This window comes from Mesorhizobium vachelliae (genome assembly GCF_033977325.1).
Taxonomy (GTDB): Bacteria; Pseudomonadota; Alphaproteobacteria; order Rhizobiales; family Rhizobiaceae; genus Mesorhizobium; species Mesorhizobium vachelliae.
The window spans coordinates 507,223-522,751 of record NZ_JAVIIR010000002.1 but is presented as its reverse complement, the minus strand read 5'-3'; the positions used below and the strand labels follow the sequence as shown (position 1 = coordinate 522,751).

Below are 15,529 nucleotides of genomic sequence, written 5' to 3'. Positions count from 1 at the left end.
GTCTGGAACCATGACAAACAGCAAAAACGCCACCGATCTCGCCCATCGTCTTGCACCCGGCGCCGAGGATGCGCCGGCCATCGCCGCGCCCGAACGGACGGCCCTCTCGCATGGCGGGCTGCGCCGCCTGATCGGCGATACCGTGGCGCGGCTCAATGCGCTCGGCATCGGCCGTGGCGACCGGGTCGCCATCGTGCTGCCCAACGGCCCGGAAATGGCGACGGCCTTCATTGCCGTGGCGGCCGCCGCGTCCACCGCGCCGCTCAATCCGGCCTATCGCGCCGACGAGCTCGATTTCTATCTCACCGATATCGGCGTCAAGGCGATCCTTGTCGGCAGGGACGAGCAGGGCCCTTCGGTCGAAGTTGCCGAACGCCTGGGCATCCCGGTGCTGCGGCTGGTGGTGCCGGAAGGCGCGCCGGCCGGCGTCTTCACGATCGAGGGCGACCCGGTCCGATCACCGGTTGCATCCGGCCTGGCCGAAGGCGCCGACACGGCACTTCTTCTCCACACCTCCGGCACCACCTCGCGGCCGAAGCTGGTGCCGCTCAGCCACGCCAATCTTGCAGCGTCGGCGGCGCATATCGGCGCGACGCTCGGCCTGGCGCCGGCCGACCGCTGCCTCAACATCATGCCGCTGTTCCACATCCACGGGCTGATCGCCGCGGTGCTGTCATCGCTTGCCGCCGGCGGCAGCGTCTTCTGCACGCCGGGCTTCAACGCACTGCGTTTCTTCCAGTGGCTCTCCGAGGCCAAGCCAAGCTGGTACACGGCGGTGCCCACCATGCATCAGGCGATCCTGCCGCGTGCCGCGCGTAATCCCGAGCAACTCGCCGAGGCCAAGCTGCGCTTCATCCGCTCGTCGTCAGCTTCGCTGCCGGCGCAGGTGATGGCTGAATTGGAAGCGACCTTCGGTTGCCCGGTGATCGAATCCTACGGCATGACCGAGGCCGCGCATCAGATGGCGTCCAACCGCTTGCCGCCCGGACAGCGCAAGCCCGGCAGCGTCGGCGCGTCGGCCGGGCCGGAGGTCGCCGTCATGGCGCCGGACGGTCGGCTGCTCGAAGCCGGAGAGACCGGCGAGATCGTCATTCGCGGCCCCAACGTCACCGCCGGCTATGAGAATAATCCCGACGCCAATGCCAGCGCCTTCGCTTATGGCTGGTTCCACACCGGCGACCAGGGCGTGCTCGACGAGGACAATTATCTGCGCGTCACAGGTCGGCTGAAGGAGATCATCAACCGCGGCGGCGAAAAGATCTCGCCGCTCGAGGTCGACGGCATTTTGATGGATCATCCGGCGGTGGCGCAGGTCGTCACCTTCGCCATGCCGCATGACAAATTGGGCGAAGAGGTCGCGGCGGCGATCGTGCTGCGTGAAGGCCACAGCGTCAGCGAGGCCGACATCCGTGGTTTCGCCGCGACCCGGCTCGCCGACTTCAAGGTGCCGCGCAAGGTGGTGATCCTCGATGAGATCCCCAAGGGCGCGACCGGCAAGCTGCAGCGCATCGGGCTGGCGGCCAAGCTCGGGCTCGGCTGATGCGCATCGCGGTCTTCGGCGCCGGCGCCATCGGCGGCTATCTTGCCGCGAAGCTTGCGCTCGCCGGCAATGTCGATCTCTCGGTCGTGGCGCGCGGCGCGCATCTGGAAGCGATCAAGGCTGACGGCCTTCGCCTGATCGAAGACGGCAAGGAAACGGTTGGCGCGGTCCGCGCCGCTGCCCGCGCCGATGAACTCGGCGTGCAGGATTATGTCGTGCTGGCGCTGAAGGCGCATTCGGTCGGGCCTGCGCTTGACCAGGTAGCACCGCTGCTCGGGCCGGACACCGCCATCGTCACAATGCAGAACGGCGTGCCCTGGTGGTATTTTTACAAGGCCGGCGGCGCGCTCGAAGGCACGCGGCTCAATGCGGTCGATCCGGGTGGCGCGATATGGCAACGCATCGGACCCGAGCGCGTCATCGGCTCCGTCGTCTATCCGGCCGTCGAGGTCGACGCGCCCGGTCTGATCCGCCATGTCGAGGGAACGCGCTTTTCGCTGGGCGAGCCGTCGGGCGAGAAGAGCGAGCGAGCCACCGCGCTTGCCCGCGAAATGGTCAAGGCCGGGCTGCAGGCGCCGGTGCGCGAGGATATACGCTCGGAAATCTGGGTGAAGCTTTGGGGCAACCTCTCCTTCAACCCCATCTCGGCACTGACCGGCAGCACGCTTGCGGCCATTGTCGCCGACGAGGGCACGCGCGCCGTCGCCCGCGCCATGATGCTTGAGGCGCAGGCAATCGGTGAGCGCCTCGGCGTGCGTTTCCTCATTCCCGTCGACCGGCGCATCAAGGGCGCCGGCGATGTCGGCGAGCACAAGACCTCGATGCTGCAGGACCTCGAGCGCGGCCGACCGATGGAGATCGACGCGCTGGTCACCGCCGTGCAGGAGCTCGGCCGCCTGACCGGCCAGCCGACGCCGACCATCGACACCGTGCTGGCGCTGGTGCGGCGGCTGGCGATCGGGCGCGGGTGTTATTGATTTCATAGACGTGAGAATCGTCCGCCCTTGACTCTCGTCGATGTTCCTGTTTTGTTCTGACTGAGAGCTTAATAGGAGCGTTCTCAGCCGAACGAGTACCGATGTCTCGGCAGCAAGAGTTTGATTTCGGCATCCCTATCCCTCCACTGCAGCCAAAGCGGCCGGACCGGGTGTTCTTCGCGCTGTTTTTGCAGGCCAAGGATCGTGCCGCGTTTTTGTCAATGCAGAGACATCTCTGCGATCTCAATGGGCTAACCGGGTCGCTGCTGTTGAAAGAGCGATTTCACGTCAGTCAACAGCATGTCGGTGACTACAAAAGGCTTCGACCGAAAATCGAATTCGCGGCAACGCGAGCCGGCCGGTTGGTTGAAATGCCGGCGTTTGAAGTCACGTTTCGCCATGCCGTAAGTTTTCCCGGGCGCCCGGCGGCAAAAGGCAGACCGCCATCGCGTCCGTTTGTACTTTTGGCGGACGATGGGCCGGTCTGCGAACTCAGCCGGCGGATTGGCATTGCGATGAAGGCAAACGGTCTCAGGTCGGCGGATCATTTTGTCCCGCATATGACACTTGCCTACGACGAGAAATTCGTCGCCAGGCAGCCGATCGATCCAATCGGCTTTGTGGCAACGGAGTTCGTCCTCATTCACAGCCTGCGTGGCCTGACCATCTAAAGGATCTGAACCGTTGGCCGCTGATGGCCGCGTCATAGTCCCAGGCGCGACGATCCTGACACGAATTGTCACCTGTGGAGCGACCCGCCGGTGGCAGCCGCGCAATCGCCCCCTACTTGATGTCTTGTCCAAACCGGGAGGAAATCATGACCACTGCCGAAATTGCCAAGGATTTCACCGAACTCCTCAGGAAGGGCGACAGCCACAGCGCCGCCGCGAAATACAATGCCGACGACATCGTCAGCTACGAAGCGATGGAAGGCCCGATGGCCGTTTGCAACGGCAAGGAGGCCGTCAAGCAGAAGGGCGAATGGTGGGAAGCGAACCACGAGGTTCATGGCGGCTCGGTCGAAGGCCCCTATATCAATGGCGACCAGTTCGCCTTGCGCTTCAGCTTCGACATAACGCCGAAATCGACCGGCGAACGCGTCAAGATGGATGAGGTTGGCCTCTACACGGTCAAGAACGGCAAGATCAGCGAAGAGCGCTTCTATTACTGAGGTCCGGCGGTATTCGCCGTGACCTTCTTAGCGTGGATTCGACATGGCGGCCGGTATGATATCTCCAGCCGCCATGCCAGCCTCTCAAATCGCCCTGACATAGTCCGCAAGCTGGTCGGTCACCGTGCCCCAGCCGTCGAAGAAACCCATCTCCTCATGGCTGTTGCGCGTCGCCTCGTCGCGGTGGATGGCGGTCGCGGTGTAGCGCGTGCCCTTGCCTTCGGATGTCAGCGCGATGACCGCGGTGATGAAGGGCTCGCCGGACGGCCGGTAGCCCGGCAGCAGGGCGTCGGTCCACACCAGCCGCTCGTTCGGCACGATTTCGAGATAACAGCAATGGCGGTCGCTCACCTCCTTGCCGTCGGGTGACTGCATGCGCGTGCGGAACAGGCCGCCAGGCTGCAGGTCGATCTCGCAGTTGGTGATGACCCACGGCTTCGGCGTGAACCATTGCTTGACATGCTCCGGCGTCGTCCAGGCGCGCCACAGCAATTCGCGCGGTGCGTCGAGGAAGCGCTCCAGCGTCAGGTCCAGTTTCGGGTTCGGCTTGAACGGATAGCTCACTTTTCACTCTCCTTGAGGCTCATCACATAGGCGTCGAACTGGTCGAGCCGGCGCTCCCACAGCGCGCGCTGTTCGGCGAGCCAGTTTTCGGCAAGCTTCAGCGGCTCGGGCGAAAGGCTGTAGGTCCTGACCCGGCCGGCCTTTTGCGACTGCACCAGCCCGCAACCTTCCAGCACCTTCAGGTGCTCGACGAAGGAGGGCAGCGCCATGCCGAAGGGCTCCGCCAGCTCGCTGACCGAGGCCGGGCTTCTGTTCAATCGCTCCACCACACGCCTGCGTGTCGGATCGGCCAGCGCGCGAAAAATGCCGTCGATGGGCGGCGGGTTCTGGCTTGCTGTCTGGAGGCTCATAGCTGTTCCTTCCGGGACCGCCCGGCGGTCCAGCAATCTCTGCGGGAAAATACTTAGGAAAAAACCTTAGTATTGGCAAGAGCCAAAATCCAACCACCGCAAGCGCTGGCAAAGCGGGCAGGGCCGGCCTAAAGCGCGTCGCGATCTTTCAGATTCGCTCCCCGCGCTTTAGGCTTTTGGTTTTGCGCATGTCTTTGCCCCGAAACCGGTTCCCACTTTCGGGAGACATGCTTTAGGCTTCGGCCAGATTCGAAACCCCGTCCGACAGAGGCCCCAATTGACCATCACCATGTACGGCATCACCACCTGCGACACGATCAGGAAGGCGCGCGTCTGGCTGGAAAGCCGTGACGTGCCCTATCGTTTTCATGACTACCGGACCGAGGGGATCGAGGCCGACAAACTCAGCGGTTGGGTCGGCAAGGTCGGCTGGGAAAAGCTGCTCAACAAGGGCAGCACGACCTTCCGCGAGCTGCCGGAGAATGACAAGGCCGGGCTCGACGAGAAGAAAGCGAAGAAGCTGATGCTCGCCAAGCCGACGACGATCAAGCGGCCGGTGCTGGAGGTGGGGGACCGGGTTCTGGTGGGATTCAAGCCGGAGGTTTACGACGAGGCCGTTGGTGGGAAGTAGGATTCGGCCTTCGTAAGCCGCGTTCCTTCGCGCCCCCTCTGTCCTGCCGGACATCTCCCCCACAAGGGGGGAGATTGGCGGTTTCGGCGCCCCGCTCATCCTTCGACGTTGGTGATTGGCGAAAGCCGGCGCGACAGCTGATCTCCCCCCAAGTGGGGGAGATGTCCGGCAGGACAGAGGGGGGCGCTGTCCCGCCAGCATCTCATAGCTCAAGCATGGTTTTTACGAGTGGGCCCGCAAATACGCCGCCAGCGCCACCGCATTGTTGTGCGCCTCGTCATGCGCGCCGTAGAGCAGCGTCACCTTGCCGTCGCGCATCACGCCACGCAGTTGCGCCAACGCTTCGCTATTTGCATCAAGTTCGGCCCGATACCGCTTCTGGAACTCCGCCCAGCGCTCGGGGTCGTGCCCGAACCATTGGCGCAGCTCGTCGCTCGGCGCGATCTCCTTCAGCCAGAGCGTCAGTTCGGCGTCCTTCTTGCTGACGCCGCGCGGCCAGAGGCGATCGACCAGCACGCGCTGGCCGTCCGTCTTCGCCGGCGCCTCGTAGACCCGCTTGACCGCTACCTCCAAGGTCATCGTCGCACCTCCTTGGCCGAGCAATTCCGGGAAAGTACGCAGCCGCTCTCACCCGGAATTGCGTGAAACAACGAGTCCTCTCAGGCCCACTCGCCCTTGCGCATCACCGGCACGCGGCCGCCGTCCTTGGCCACGCCGTCGATGTCGATCTTGTCCGAGCCGATCATCCAGTCGATGTGGATGAAGCTTTTGTTGCCGCCGCGCTCCGCGATCTCGTCCTGGCTGAGCGCAGCACCATTGACGAAGCATTTCGAATAGCACTGTCCTAGCGCGATGTGGCAGGCGGCGTTCTCGTCGAACAGCGTGTTGAAGAACAACAGGCCGCTCTTCGAGATCGGCGAGGAATGCGGCACCAGCGCCACTTCGCCGAGCCGGCGCGCGCCCTCGTCGGTGTCGAGCACCTTCTTCAACACGTCCTCGCCCTTCGAGGCTTTGGCCTCGACGATCCGTCCGCCCTCGAAGCGCACCGAAATCTCGTCGATCAGCGTGCCCTGATAGGAGAGCGGCTTGGTCGAGGAGACATGGCCTTCGACGCGCCTTGCGTGCGGCGTGGTGAAGACCTCCTCGGTCGGAATGTTCGGATTGCAGGTGACGCCGTTCTTCGCCGTCGAGGCGCCGCCCATCCATTCATGGCCTTCCGCCAGCCCGACGGTGAGGTCGGTGCCTGGTCCAGTGAAATGCAGCGCATGGAAATTGTGCTCGTTCAGCCATTTGGTGCGCTCGGCCAGCGCCGCGTTATGCGCTTTCCAATTGCCGATCGGATCTTCCACGTCGACGCGAGAGGCCGAGAAGATCGCGTCGGCGAGCTTCACCACCGCGACGTCATCCGGCTCGCCCGGAAACACCTGCTTCGCCCAGGCAAGGTCGGGGTAGGCGACGATGTTCCAGTTGATGTCGAAGCCGGTGATCTTCTCCAGCGCCGGCTGATAGGCCATCGAGTTCGCCTTGTTGGCGCGCGCCACCTTGGCCGGGTCTTGCGAAGAGAGCAGCGACGGGTCCTCGCCGCGCACCGCAAGCCGCGCCGCGTTGTTGGAAAAAGCCTTCGCCATGCCTTCATAGAGCCAGCCGGCGGCATGATCGAAACCGGCGTCGGCGCCATAGCGGAAGCGCGCCAGCGTGATCTCGTCGTCGTTGAAGATCGGCGTCACCAGCCCGGCGCCGGCCTTGTAGGCGTGCTCGACGATACGCCGGGTCAGCGGCAGCGCCGCGATCGAGGAGGTCAGCACAAGGTCTTGTCCGGGCTGCAGCTGCAGCCCGACCTTGATGGCGACTTCCGCCAGCCTGTCGAGCTTTACGGGGTCGATGGTTGCCGAGACGCCGCGCGAGTGTGTGGTCATGGTCCTGCCTGCCGTTTGTTGGGGTCTGGTTCTTACATAGACCGGCGAGACTGGCCTTTCCACCGCGATCGACTGGGCCTGCTCTCGAGCATGACGACCCCCGTTGTTGAAAAGTGCGTAGCAGTTATGCGGCGCTGTCCAGCGCCCGGAACTGCGCCATGGTGGCCTCGATCTCCTCGCGGATCCAGGCCTTGAAGTCGCGCACCTTGCGGCTTTCGCTGCTGGTGGCCGAGGTAACGAGCCAATAGCCGAGCCCGCTTTCGGCCCTGATCCCGAAGGGCGCGACCAGCCGGCCATCGGCCAGCGCGTCGGCGGTCAGCAACTGCCAGGCGAGCATCACGCCGTGGCCTGCGATCGCCGATTCCAGGCACAGCATCGGATCGGTGAAGCGCGCACCCTTCTGGAAGGTCACCGGCGCGACGCCGGCTGCCTCGAACCAGCCGTCCCAGCTGAACATCGCCCGCTCGTCGGTGATGGCGCAGGTCTGCGCCAGGTCGCCGATCGACTTCAGCCTTGCCGCGATCGAAGGCGCGCAGACCGGAAACACTTCCTGGGCAAGCAGAAGCTCGGCGCGGTCGCCCGGCCATTTGCCGTCGCCGAGCCGGATGGCGATATCGATGTCGGAGCGGTCGAGATCGGCGACCCTGGCCGAGGCGTCGATGCGCAAGAGCACATTCGGATGCCGCGCGAAATGCCGCGACAGCCTGGGCAGCAGCCATTTCGAGGCGAAGGCCGGCGCCACCGAGACGACCAGCGTGCACTCATTGGCCTCGTCGGCCAGTGCCACGGCTTGCGCGAGCTCTCGGAAGCCGGCGCTGAGCCGCGCCGTGAACGCGGTGCCGAATTCGGTCGGCACGAGCGCGCCCGGCGTGCGCTCGAACAGCGCCTGCCCCAGCTGCTTTTCCGTGCGCTTGACCTGCTGGCTGACGGCGCTGACCGAGACGTTCAGCTCCGCCGCCGCTGCCGCCAGCGATCCCAGCCGGGCGACAGTTTCCACGGCGCGCAGGCCGTTGAGATGGACGCGGTTCAGCATAGCCATTCAGTTTTTCTAAAGTGGATGGATCGAAATCTCAATTGAAACCCGACAGGAAAGGGCAGAATTTAACAGGAACAGCCTTGAGCCATGAGGTGGTCCTATGAAGATTTTATCTTTGCTGAAAGGGCTTTCCGGGACCAAGGCGAGGCTACGCGATGACAGCGAGATCGCCCGCTGGGTCACCGATCCGCTGTCGCATCCGGTGCTCGACACCATGTCGGAGCGCGAGCTCGGCGACATGCCCTTCCGGCTAACCGCCCGCCGCACGGCTTATGAGACCGCGAGGCCGGCCCGTCTCTGAGGCCACGCAGCTCAGGGCGGGGTCGCGCTGGCCCAACGCAAGCGCATTGTTTCGCCGCAGCGCACACCTATTGTGCGTCGCAATGAACGCCCCGCCATCTCCTTTGCGTCTCGCTCTCGCCGGCATGGTCGCGCTCGCCGTCGCCCAGGGCATCGGCCGCTTCGTCTATACGCCGGTCCTGCCGGGCATGATGGAGGGGCTGCATCTGACGCCGGCCGATGCCGGCTGGATCGCTTCTGCCAACTATCTAGGCTATCTCATCGGCGCGTTTGCCGCGGCCGGCGACTGGGCACACGGGCGCGAGCGTCTGCTGATGTTCGCCGGCCTTGCGGCCACCGCCGTGCTCGCGGGCCTCATGGGGCTCAACGAGACGATGGCCGCCTTCCTCGTCATCCGCTTCTTCGCCGGCCTCGCCAGCGCCTTCGTCATGGTGTTCATGGCCTCGATCGTCTTCAGCCATCTGGCGGAGGCCGGATGCGGCGATCTGCAGGCGCTGCACTTTGGCGGCGTCGGCCTGGGCATAGCCGCGTCCTCGGCACTGCTGGCGATCCTGGTCTCCGAACAGGCGGATTGGGCCGCCGGCTGGCTCTGGTCCGGAGCGCTTTCGGCGGTCGGCCTCATCGTCGTCATGCTGCTCGCCGGCTCGACCACACCGGCCAATGGCGTCGATGGCCCCGAGCCGGCGCTGCCGAAGGACGGGTCCCTGGTGAAGATGATCGTCGCCTACGGGCTGTTCGGCTTCGGCTATGTGGTGACGGCCACTTTCCTGGTGGCGATCGTTCGCCAGGGCGGCGGCGGGCGCGTCTTCGAGGCCACCGTCTGGATGGTCGCCGGCCTTGCCGGTTTTCCTTCGACTTGGGCGTGGCAGAAGCTCGCCGGCAGGATCGGGCTCTATGCCGCTTATGCCGCGAGCTGCCTGGTCGAGGTGGTCGGCGTCGTCGCCAGCGTCGTCGTCAAAGGTGCCGCCGGACCGCTGCTCGCCGGTGTCCTGCTGGGCGGCACCTTCATGGCCATCACGGCGCTCGGCATACAGATGGGCAGGCAGCTCGCGCCGCGGGCGCCGCGCCGCATCTTCGCGGTGATGACGGCGGCCTTCGGCCTTGGCCAGATCGTCGGCCCGGTCGCCGCCGGCCTGCTTGCCCAGGCCTCGGGCAATTATACCCTTGCCTCGATCATGGCGGCGGCGGTACTGCTCGCCTCCGGCGTCATTGCCTGGTCGGCCGCGCCAAAATCGCCATGATTTGCGGCCTTGTTCGATGCCGGGCATCGGGCAGGGCATTTTCTTTCCCGCTGATGTGTGACCTTATGCCCGCCGAACAGCAACGCCGCTGATTTGCGGTCAGACCGAGGAAACCCGCCACAGTGTTCGTATCCTTCTTCCCGCAGCCGAAGCTCTTCTTCACATCGGCCGCCGTCTGGAGCCTTGCCGCGATCCTGTTCTGGTTCTTCGGCGGCGAGCAGTTGGGCGCCGTCTTCGGCCTGCCGCCGGCAGCGGCCGGCACGCCGCCCATCATCGGCATCGCGGTGCTGTGGTCGAAGCCGTTCCTGTGGTTCTACATCTACTTCGTGGCCTGCGTGGCGATCTTCTACGCCTTCTGGAGCTGGTACGCCCCGCACCCGTGGCAGAACTGGTCGATCCTGATGACCGCTGTCATCCTGTTCTTCATCTATTTCAACGTTCAGGTCTCAGTTGCGGTCAACAATTGGTATGGCCCGTTCTTCGACTACGTTCAGGGCTTGATGTCGGGAACGACTCCCTCGACCAACGCGGAATTCTACAAGGGGTTGGCCGATTTCTCCTGGTTGGCGCTGGTCGGCATGAACGTACAGGTGGTCAATGCCTTCATCGTCAGCCACTGGATCTTCCGTTGGCGCACCGCGATGAACGATTACTTTATGGCCAATTGGGGCCGGCTGCGCCACATCGAGGGCGCTTCGCAGCGTATCCAGGAAGACACGATGCGTTTCTCGCAGATCATGGAAGATCTCGGCTCGACCTTCGTTCAGTCGATCATGACCCTGATCGCCTTTCTGCCGGTCCTGATTCAGCTGCAGGCTCACATCACCGAATTGCCGATCATCGGGGCGGTCCCGCAACCACTGGTCGTTGCCGCATTGGGCTGGTGTCTGTTCGGAACGATTTCCGTCATGGTGGCGGGTCTCAAGCTGCCGGGCCTGCAGTTCCGCAACCAGCGTGTCGAGGCAGCCTATCGCAAGGAGCTTGTCTACGGCGAAGATCATCCCGACCGGGCTCAGCCGGCGACGACGACACAATTGTTCACCAATGTCCGCCGCAATTATTTCAAGCTCTATTTCCACTACATCTATTTCAACGTTGTTCGTTACACCTACCTGCAGGCCGACAACATCTTCTCGCTGCTGATCCTCGGGCCTTCGCTGGTCGCGCACAAGATCACGTTCGGCGCGCTGAACCAGATCTCGAACGCGTTCGGCAAGGTGACGAACTCGCTGCAGTTCCTGTTGAATTCCTGGTCGACGATTGTCGAACTGCAGTCTGTGCACAAACGTTTGCGTGCCTTCGAGGCGACGCTGCAAGGTGAACAACTGCCGGTTATCGATCAGCATTATCTGGAACGCGAGCGGGCTGGCATGCGCCCCGAAGATCAGCCGGTAAGCTAAAGCAATGTCTCCCGAAAGTGGGAACCGGTTTCGGGAGACATGCGTAAAAATCAAGAACCTAAAGCGTGCAGCGAATCTGAAAGATCGCGACGCGCTTTAGGGGCGCGGCTTGTCCAGTCAGCCGCCCACGCTCGCCTGGGCCAGGCCGGCGCGCTGGCGCGCGACATAGTCGCGAAAACTGATGCACTCGACGTCCGCCTTTACGCAGACCTCGCCGGCGAAGCGCTCCAGCGCGTTCCAATAGGCGCCGTTGTTCATCAGCGTGAAGTGGAAGCCGAGCTCCAGCGGCAGACGCTTGCCGTTGTACTGGGCATCGAAAGCGGCGCGGAACGCCTGATAGGCGCGCCCGGTGAATGCGTCCGCCATGGCCGGCTTCTCGGTGCCGCCTGAGTGGCGGACATAGAGATTGTAGTCCATGGCGACCACCGGTTTCGCCTTCGGCCCCTCCGGGATAAGCGGCAGGGCGAAGCGGGTCGTGCCGTTCAGGGTCGGCGGCACGGCCGGGCCGTTCGAAACGCCGCTGGCGTCATATTGGAAGCCAGCCTCGGGCAGCGCCTCGTAAAGCGGCTTGCCGGTCGAGAGATAGGGCGCGCGGAATCCGACCAGCGCATGATGCGCGAAATCGTGCCAGTCGGGCGGTTCCGGGATGCCGTTGATCGCATAGGCGTTTTCGAAAATGCGCCGCACGGACGCGAATTCGGCCAGCCAGTCCGCCTTGCTCCAGGCCTTGCCGTCGAAATGGCCGCAGGCATGGCTGCCGATGTCGTGGCCTTCGGCAGCCGCCAGCCTGACCTGCTCGAGCCGGTCCGCGACGTCCTGTTTCGAGGCGCCGAAGCCGACATTGGATTTGCCGGCGGCCTTGCCGGGTCCGGCATAGGCCTGCCGCGTCTCAGGCGAGAGCAGGAAGACGCAGGACAGGAAATAGGTGAAATGCGCGCCCGTGCGCTTTGCCAGCGCCCGGCTGCGTTCCCATTGCGAGATCTCGCGGGCGGCGTCGAATGAGATCAGCACGACCTGCTTGGGTTTGGCCGGCGAGGCGGCTGGCGATTTCGGCGGATCGGCGAAGGCGGCATTGGCTGAGGCGAGCGAGGCGAGACTGAATGCAAGGACGCGGTACGAACGAAGCATTGGCAACCTTCCGGCGGGAAGGTCTCCCGCTGATCGGAAGCCGGCTATCGCGCAAATGTGGCGCGGTTGCGTTCGGGCAAGCCCTGTGGGCACCGGGCATTCCCAGCCGATTTTCCAGCCCGCCCCCTTCCATGCCGACAAAATTTCGCTAAAACGCGGGGCTCAAGAAGCGCCCCCTTCCGGGGCAGCAATGGTTTTTGATTGATGTCGGACGACAGTTTTATCCGCGAAGTCAACGAAGAGATTCGTCGCGAGCAGGCGCAGGCGCTGTGGGATCGTTTTGGTCCGGCCATTCTCGGCATCGCCATCCTGATCGTGCTGGGAACGGCAGCCGTCGTCGGCTACCGCTACTGGGACGAGAGCCGCGCCAACCGCTCGGGCGACGCCTTCTCGGCTGCGTTGAAGCTCGCCAATGACGGCAAGAACGACGAAGCGATCGCCGCGCTCGATCAGCTGGAGAAGGACGGCTACGGCGCCTATCCATTGCTCGCCCGCATGCGCGCCGCGACTGTCAAGGCCGACAAGGGCGATATCGACGGCGCGGTCAAGGATTTCGACGAGGTGGCCGCCGACAACGCCATTCCCGCCGGCATCCGCGACATCGCGCGGCTGAGGGCCGCCCTGCTGCTCGTCGACCACGGCTCCTACGCCGACGTCTCCAGCCGCATCGAGGCGCTCACCGCCGACACCAATCCGCTGCGCCATTCGGCGCGCGAGGCGCTCGGCCTTGCCGCCTGGAAGGACGGCAAGTCGGCCGACGCGCTCAAACTGTTCGACCAGATCTCTTCGGACGACGCCGCCCCGCGCAATGTGCGCCAGCGCGCGCAGCTGATGTCCGAGCTGATCCGCGGGTCGGGCAACGCGTCGTGATCCTGGATGGGCTTCAAAGTCGCCATCATCGGCCGGCCTAACGTCGGCAAATCGACTCTTTTCAATCGGCTGGTCGGAAAGAAGCTGGCGCTTGTCGACGACACGCCGGGCGTGACGCGCGACCGCCGCGTCCATGCGGCAAAGCTCTACGATCTCCATTTCGACGTCATCGACACCGCCGGCTTCGAGGACGCGGCCGCTTCGACGCTGCCCGGCCGCATGCGCCAGCAGACCGAGATCGCCATCCGCGAGGCCGACCTCATCTTCTTCACGGTCGATGCCAAATCCGGCCTGATGCCCGACGACCGCACCTTCGCCGACGTGGTGCGCAAATCCGGCAAGCCGGTGGTGCTGGTCGCCAATAAGGCCGAGGCGCGCGGCGCCCAAGGCGGCATGCTGGAAGCCTGGGAGCTCGGCCTCGGTGAGCCGATCCCGGTCTCGGCCGAGCACGGCCAGGGCATGCCCGACCTGCGCGACGCGGTGGTCGAAGCCTTGGGCGAAGAGCGCGCGCTCGGCGAGGACGAAGACGACGGCGATGAGATCGCCGCCAGCGAGGTGCTGATCGGCGAGGACATCACCGACCCGGACGCTGAGACACCCTATGACGACACCAAGCCGCTGCGCATCGCCGTCGTCGGCCGCCCCAACGCTGGCAAGTCGACGCTGATCAACGCGCTGATCGGTGAGGAGCGGCTGCTCACCGGTCCGGAAGCCGGCATCACGCGCGATTCGATCTCGGTTGATTGGGATTGGCGCGGCCGCCGCATCAAGCTGTTCGACACCGCCGGCATGCGGCGCAAGTCGAAGGTGCAGGAGAAGCTCGAGAAGCTCTCGGTGCAGGACGGTCTGCGCGCCATCCGCTTCGCCGAGATCGTCATCATCGTGCTCGACGCCACCATTCCCTTCGAGAAGCAGGACCTGCAGATCGCCGACCTCATCATCCGCGAGGGCAGGGCGCCGGTGATCGCCTTCAACAAATGGGACCTCATCGACAACCCGCAGGAGCTGCTGGCCGAGCTGCGCGAGAAGACCGGGCGGCTCTTGCCCCAGGTGCGCGGCATCCAGGCGGTGACGGTCTCGGCCGAAACCGGCCGCGGCCTCGACAAGTTGATGGAAAGCGTCATCAAGACGCACAAGGTGTGGAACAGCCGCGTCTCCACCGGCAAGCTCAACCGCTGGCTGGAAGGCATCCTCGCGCATCATCCGCCGCCCGCCGTCGCCGGCCGCCGGCTGAAGATCAAATACGTCACCCAGGCCAAGACCCGGCCGCCGGGCTTCGTCGTCTCCTGCTCGCGCCCGGACGCGATGCCGCAATCCTATGTCCGCTATCTGACCAACAGCCTGCGCGAGGCCTTCGACATGCCCGGCGTGCCGATCCGCATGGCGCTGCGCACGTCCGACAATCCGTTTGCGGGTCGGGCGAAGAAGCGGTGACGCTCAGGCGACCTTCCTGAGCACGTCATAGGCCTGCGCCCCCTCCGGCAGCGTCTCCAGCGCCGCCTGCAGCAATATCTCAGCCAGCCGCGCCGCCACCGGGTCGAGCTCGGCATCCTTCTGGTGCAGATGCAGCGCCATCATCGGCAACGCCGGCAGCCCGAGCACGCCCGGCGCGATCGCCCTGACACTGGCGGGCAGGCCGATATCGGTGCGGATCGTCAGTCCAAGCCCTGCCGCCACCGCCGCCCAGATGCCGCCGAGGCTGGGGCTCGAGAAGGCCATGCGCCAGGGCATGCCCGCGCGGTCGAGCGTTTCCGTCGCCACGGTTCTGAGCAGGCACGGCGCCTCGAACACCACCAGCGGCAGCGGCTCGCCATTGTGCGGAGCGGCCTCAATCGGCTTGGCCGGGCCGATCCAGCGCGCCTGCACGTCGGCGACATGCCGGCTGTAGGGCAGGGTCGTGCCGTCATGCCAGGCGAGCGCGATGTCGAGATTGCCTGAGAGCACACGCTCGGCCAGCTCATGGCTGCGTCCGATTCGTGCCTCGATCCGCACCTTGGGATGGGCACGGGCGAAGCGGCCAAGCACTTCGGGCAGCACCGCCTCGCCGAAATCCTCCTGCAGGCCGAGCCGCACCCAGCCTTCCAGCTCGACGTCGCGGATGGCGGAGGCCGCCTCGTCGTTGAGCTCGATCAGCCGCCGCGCATAGCCGAGCATCGTCTCGCCGGCCTCGGTGAGCGCCAGGCCGCGCCCCGCCTTGCGGAAGATCGGCGTATCCGCCTGCTCCTCCAGCTTCTTCAATTGCGCGCTGACGGCCGACGTCGAACGTCCCAGCCGTTCGGCCGCCTTGGCGAAGCTGCCCAGCTCCATGCCGGTGACGAAGGTCCTGAGGACATCGAGGTCGAACGTGATGCGGCGCATGGAATTGTCCTGATTTTCAGGATTGTTTGTCAAAAAATTCCTGATTT

General features: G+C 64.7%; 17 protein-coding genes. 10 read left to right on the top strand and 7 right to left on the bottom strand.

What is annotated here, in order from left to right; all coding sequences use genetic code 11:
• Positions 1-10: 10 nt before the first annotated feature.
• The 4 genes from RFM41_RS06110 to RFM41_RS06095 all read left to right on the top strand — a co-directional run bounded on the left by RFM41_RS06110 (position 11) and on the right by RFM41_RS06095 (position 3,688).
• Positions 11-1,540, top strand: coding sequence for an acyl--CoA ligase (locus RFM41_RS06110; RefSeq protein WP_320246338.1), 1,530 nt, complete (start codon positions 11-13; stop codon positions 1,538-1,540).
• The gene (locus RFM41_RS06105) at positions 1,540-2,517 is read left to right on the top strand and encodes a 2-dehydropantoate 2-reductase (RefSeq protein ID WP_320246339.1); all 978 of its coding nucleotides are present in this window, start codon (positions 1,540-1,542) and stop codon (positions 2,515-2,517) included. The genes RFM41_RS06110 and RFM41_RS06105 overlap by 1 nt, the downstream gene beginning before the upstream one ends.
• Before the next feature lie 101 nt (positions 2,518-2,618).
• Entirely contained in the window at positions 2,619-3,188 is a 570-nt protein-coding gene (locus tag RFM41_RS06100) for a 2'-5' RNA ligase family protein (protein WP_320246340.1), read from the top strand.
• Between the two features lie 146 nt (positions 3,189-3,334).
• Complete coding sequence (locus RFM41_RS06095) at positions 3,335-3,688, top strand: SnoaL-like domain-containing protein (RefSeq protein WP_320246341.1); 354 nt, start codon at positions 3,335-3,337, stop codon at positions 3,686-3,688.
• An 84-nt stretch (positions 3,689-3,772) separates the two neighbouring features.
• On the opposite strand, the gene RFM41_RS06090 is transcribed toward RFM41_RS06095, so the two are convergent.
• Together RFM41_RS06090 and RFM41_RS06085 are read right to left on the bottom strand one after the other, a co-directional pair.
• On the bottom strand, positions 3,773-4,252 hold the full coding sequence (locus tag RFM41_RS06090) for an SRPBCC family protein (RefSeq protein ID WP_320246342.1): 480 nt from the start codon (positions 4,250-4,252) through the stop codon (positions 3,773-3,775).
• Positions 4,249-4,602 carry an ArsR/SmtB family transcription factor gene (locus RFM41_RS06085; protein WP_140748164.1) on the bottom strand — a complete coding sequence of 118 codons (354 nt, stop codon included), beginning with the start codon at positions 4,600-4,602 and terminating at the stop codon, positions 4,249-4,251. Before RFM41_RS06085 ends, RFM41_RS06090 begins: the two co-directional genes overlap by 4 nt.
• Before the next feature lie 277 nt (positions 4,603-4,879).
• Between RFM41_RS06085 and RFM41_RS06080 the strand changes: the two genes are divergently transcribed.
• Positions 4,880-5,233 carry an ArsC family reductase gene (locus RFM41_RS06080; RefSeq protein WP_320246343.1) on the top strand — a complete coding sequence of 118 codons (354 nt, stop codon included), beginning with the start codon at positions 4,880-4,882 and terminating at the stop codon, positions 5,231-5,233.
• A gap of 222 nt (positions 5,234-5,455) precedes the next feature.
• Here the strand turns inward: RFM41_RS06080 and RFM41_RS06075 are convergent, their stop codons facing one another.
• The 3 genes from RFM41_RS06075 to RFM41_RS06065 all read right to left on the bottom strand — a co-directional run bounded on the left by RFM41_RS06075 (position 5,456) and on the right by RFM41_RS06065 (position 8,188).
• A complete protein-coding gene (locus RFM41_RS06075) occupies positions 5,456-5,812 on the bottom strand; it encodes a DUF488 domain-containing protein (protein WP_320246344.1) in 357 nt (118 codons plus the stop codon).
• An 80-nt stretch (positions 5,813-5,892) separates the two neighbouring features.
• Positions 5,893-7,149 (bottom strand): aminopeptidase, encoded by a 1,257-nt coding sequence (locus RFM41_RS06070; RefSeq protein ID WP_320246345.1) that lies wholly within the window; start codon positions 7,147-7,149, stop codon positions 5,893-5,895.
• A gap of 124 nt (positions 7,150-7,273) precedes the next feature.
• Positions 7,274-8,188 (bottom strand): LysR substrate-binding domain-containing protein, encoded by a 915-nt coding sequence (locus RFM41_RS06065; protein WP_320246346.1) that lies wholly within the window; start codon positions 8,186-8,188, stop codon positions 7,274-7,276.
• 97 nt (positions 8,189-8,285) lie between these two features.
• Between RFM41_RS06065 and RFM41_RS06060 the strand changes: the two genes are divergently transcribed.
• From RFM41_RS06060 to sbmA, 3 genes are all read left to right on the top strand, one after another.
• Complete coding sequence (locus RFM41_RS06060) at positions 8,286-8,486, top strand: hypothetical protein (protein ID WP_320246347.1); 201 nt, start codon at positions 8,286-8,288, stop codon at positions 8,484-8,486.
• Positions 8,487-8,568: 82 nt separating this feature from the next.
• A complete protein-coding gene (locus tag RFM41_RS06055; RefSeq protein ID WP_320246348.1) occupies positions 8,569-9,726 on the top strand; it encodes a YbfB/YjiJ family MFS transporter in 1,158 nt (385 codons plus the stop codon).
• 122 nt (positions 9,727-9,848) lie between these two features.
• Positions 9,849-11,126, top strand: a complete 1,278-nt coding sequence (sbmA, locus tag RFM41_RS06050) for a peptide antibiotic transporter SbmA (protein ID WP_320246349.1) — start codon at positions 9,849-9,851, stop codon at positions 11,124-11,126.
• A gap of 117 nt (positions 11,127-11,243) precedes the next feature.
• On the opposite strand, the gene RFM41_RS06045 is transcribed toward sbmA, so the two are convergent.
• Positions 11,244-12,254, bottom strand: coding sequence for a polysaccharide deacetylase family protein (locus RFM41_RS06045; protein WP_320246350.1), 1,011 nt, complete (start codon positions 12,252-12,254; stop codon positions 11,244-11,246).
• 204 nt (positions 12,255-12,458) lie between these two features.
• Here RFM41_RS06045 and RFM41_RS06040 point away from each other — a divergent pair, with 204 nt between their 5' ends.
• Positions 12,459-13,124, top strand: a complete 666-nt coding sequence (locus RFM41_RS06040) for a tetratricopeptide repeat protein (RefSeq protein WP_320246351.1) — start codon at positions 12,459-12,461, stop codon at positions 13,122-13,124.
• 6 nt (positions 13,125-13,130) lie between these two features.
• Positions 13,131-14,558, top strand: coding sequence for a ribosome biogenesis GTPase Der (der, locus tag RFM41_RS06035; RefSeq protein ID WP_320246352.1), 1,428 nt, complete (start codon positions 13,131-13,133; stop codon positions 14,556-14,558).
• Positions 14,559-14,561: 3 nt separating this feature from the next.
• Here der and RFM41_RS06030 read toward each other — a convergent pair whose 3' ends face one another.
• Positions 14,562-15,482 carry a LysR substrate-binding domain-containing protein gene (locus tag RFM41_RS06030; RefSeq protein ID WP_320246353.1) on the bottom strand — a complete coding sequence of 307 codons (921 nt, stop codon included), beginning with the start codon at positions 15,480-15,482 and terminating at the stop codon, positions 14,562-14,564.
• Positions 15,483-15,529 lie beyond the last annotated feature (47 nt).

Bases quoted from the DNA above. Each gene is read 5' to 3' on its own strand.
- RFM41_RS06065 (WP_320246346.1), bottom strand. From the start codon at position 8,188: ATGGCTATGCTGAACCGCGTCCATCTCAACGGCCTGCGCGCCGTGGAA.
- RFM41_RS06040 (WP_320246351.1), top strand. From the start codon at position 12,459: ATGTCGGACGACAGTTTTATCCGCGAAGTCAACGAAGAGATTCGTCGC.
- RFM41_RS06100 (WP_320246340.1), top strand. From the start codon at position 2,619: ATGTCTCGGCAGCAAGAGTTTGATTTCGGCATCCCTATCCCTCCACTG.
- RFM41_RS06055 (WP_320246348.1), top strand. From the start codon at position 8,569: ATGAACGCCCCGCCATCTCCTTTGCGTCTCGCTCTCGCCGGCATGGTC.
- der (WP_320246352.1), top strand. From the start codon at position 13,131: ATGGGCTTCAAAGTCGCCATCATCGGCCGGCCTAACGTCGGCAAATCG.
- RFM41_RS06085 (WP_140748164.1), bottom strand. From the start codon at position 4,602: ATGAGCCTCCAGACAGCAAGCCAGAACCCGCCGCCCATCGACGGCATT.
- RFM41_RS06105 (WP_320246339.1), top strand. From the start codon at position 1,540: ATGCGCATCGCGGTCTTCGGCGCCGGCGCCATCGGCGGCTATCTTGCC.
- RFM41_RS06030 (WP_320246353.1), bottom strand. From the start codon at position 15,482: ATGCGCCGCATCACGTTCGACCTCGATGTCCTCAGGACCTTCGTCACC.
- RFM41_RS06060 (WP_320246347.1), top strand. From the start codon at position 8,286: ATGAAGATTTTATCTTTGCTGAAAGGGCTTTCCGGGACCAAGGCGAGG.
- RFM41_RS06075 (WP_320246344.1), bottom strand. From the start codon at position 5,812: ATGACCTTGGAGGTAGCGGTCAAGCGGGTCTACGAGGCGCCGGCGAAG.
- RFM41_RS06110 (WP_320246338.1), top strand. From the start codon at position 11: ATGACAAACAGCAAAAACGCCACCGATCTCGCCCATCGTCTTGCACCC.
- RFM41_RS06070 (WP_320246345.1), bottom strand. From the start codon at position 7,149: ATGACCACACACTCGCGCGGCGTCTCGGCAACCATCGACCCCGTAAAG.
- RFM41_RS06045 (WP_320246350.1), bottom strand. From the start codon at position 12,254: ATGCTTCGTTCGTACCGCGTCCTTGCATTCAGTCTCGCCTCGCTCGCC.
- RFM41_RS06095 (WP_320246341.1), top strand. From the start codon at position 3,335: ATGACCACTGCCGAAATTGCCAAGGATTTCACCGAACTCCTCAGGAAG.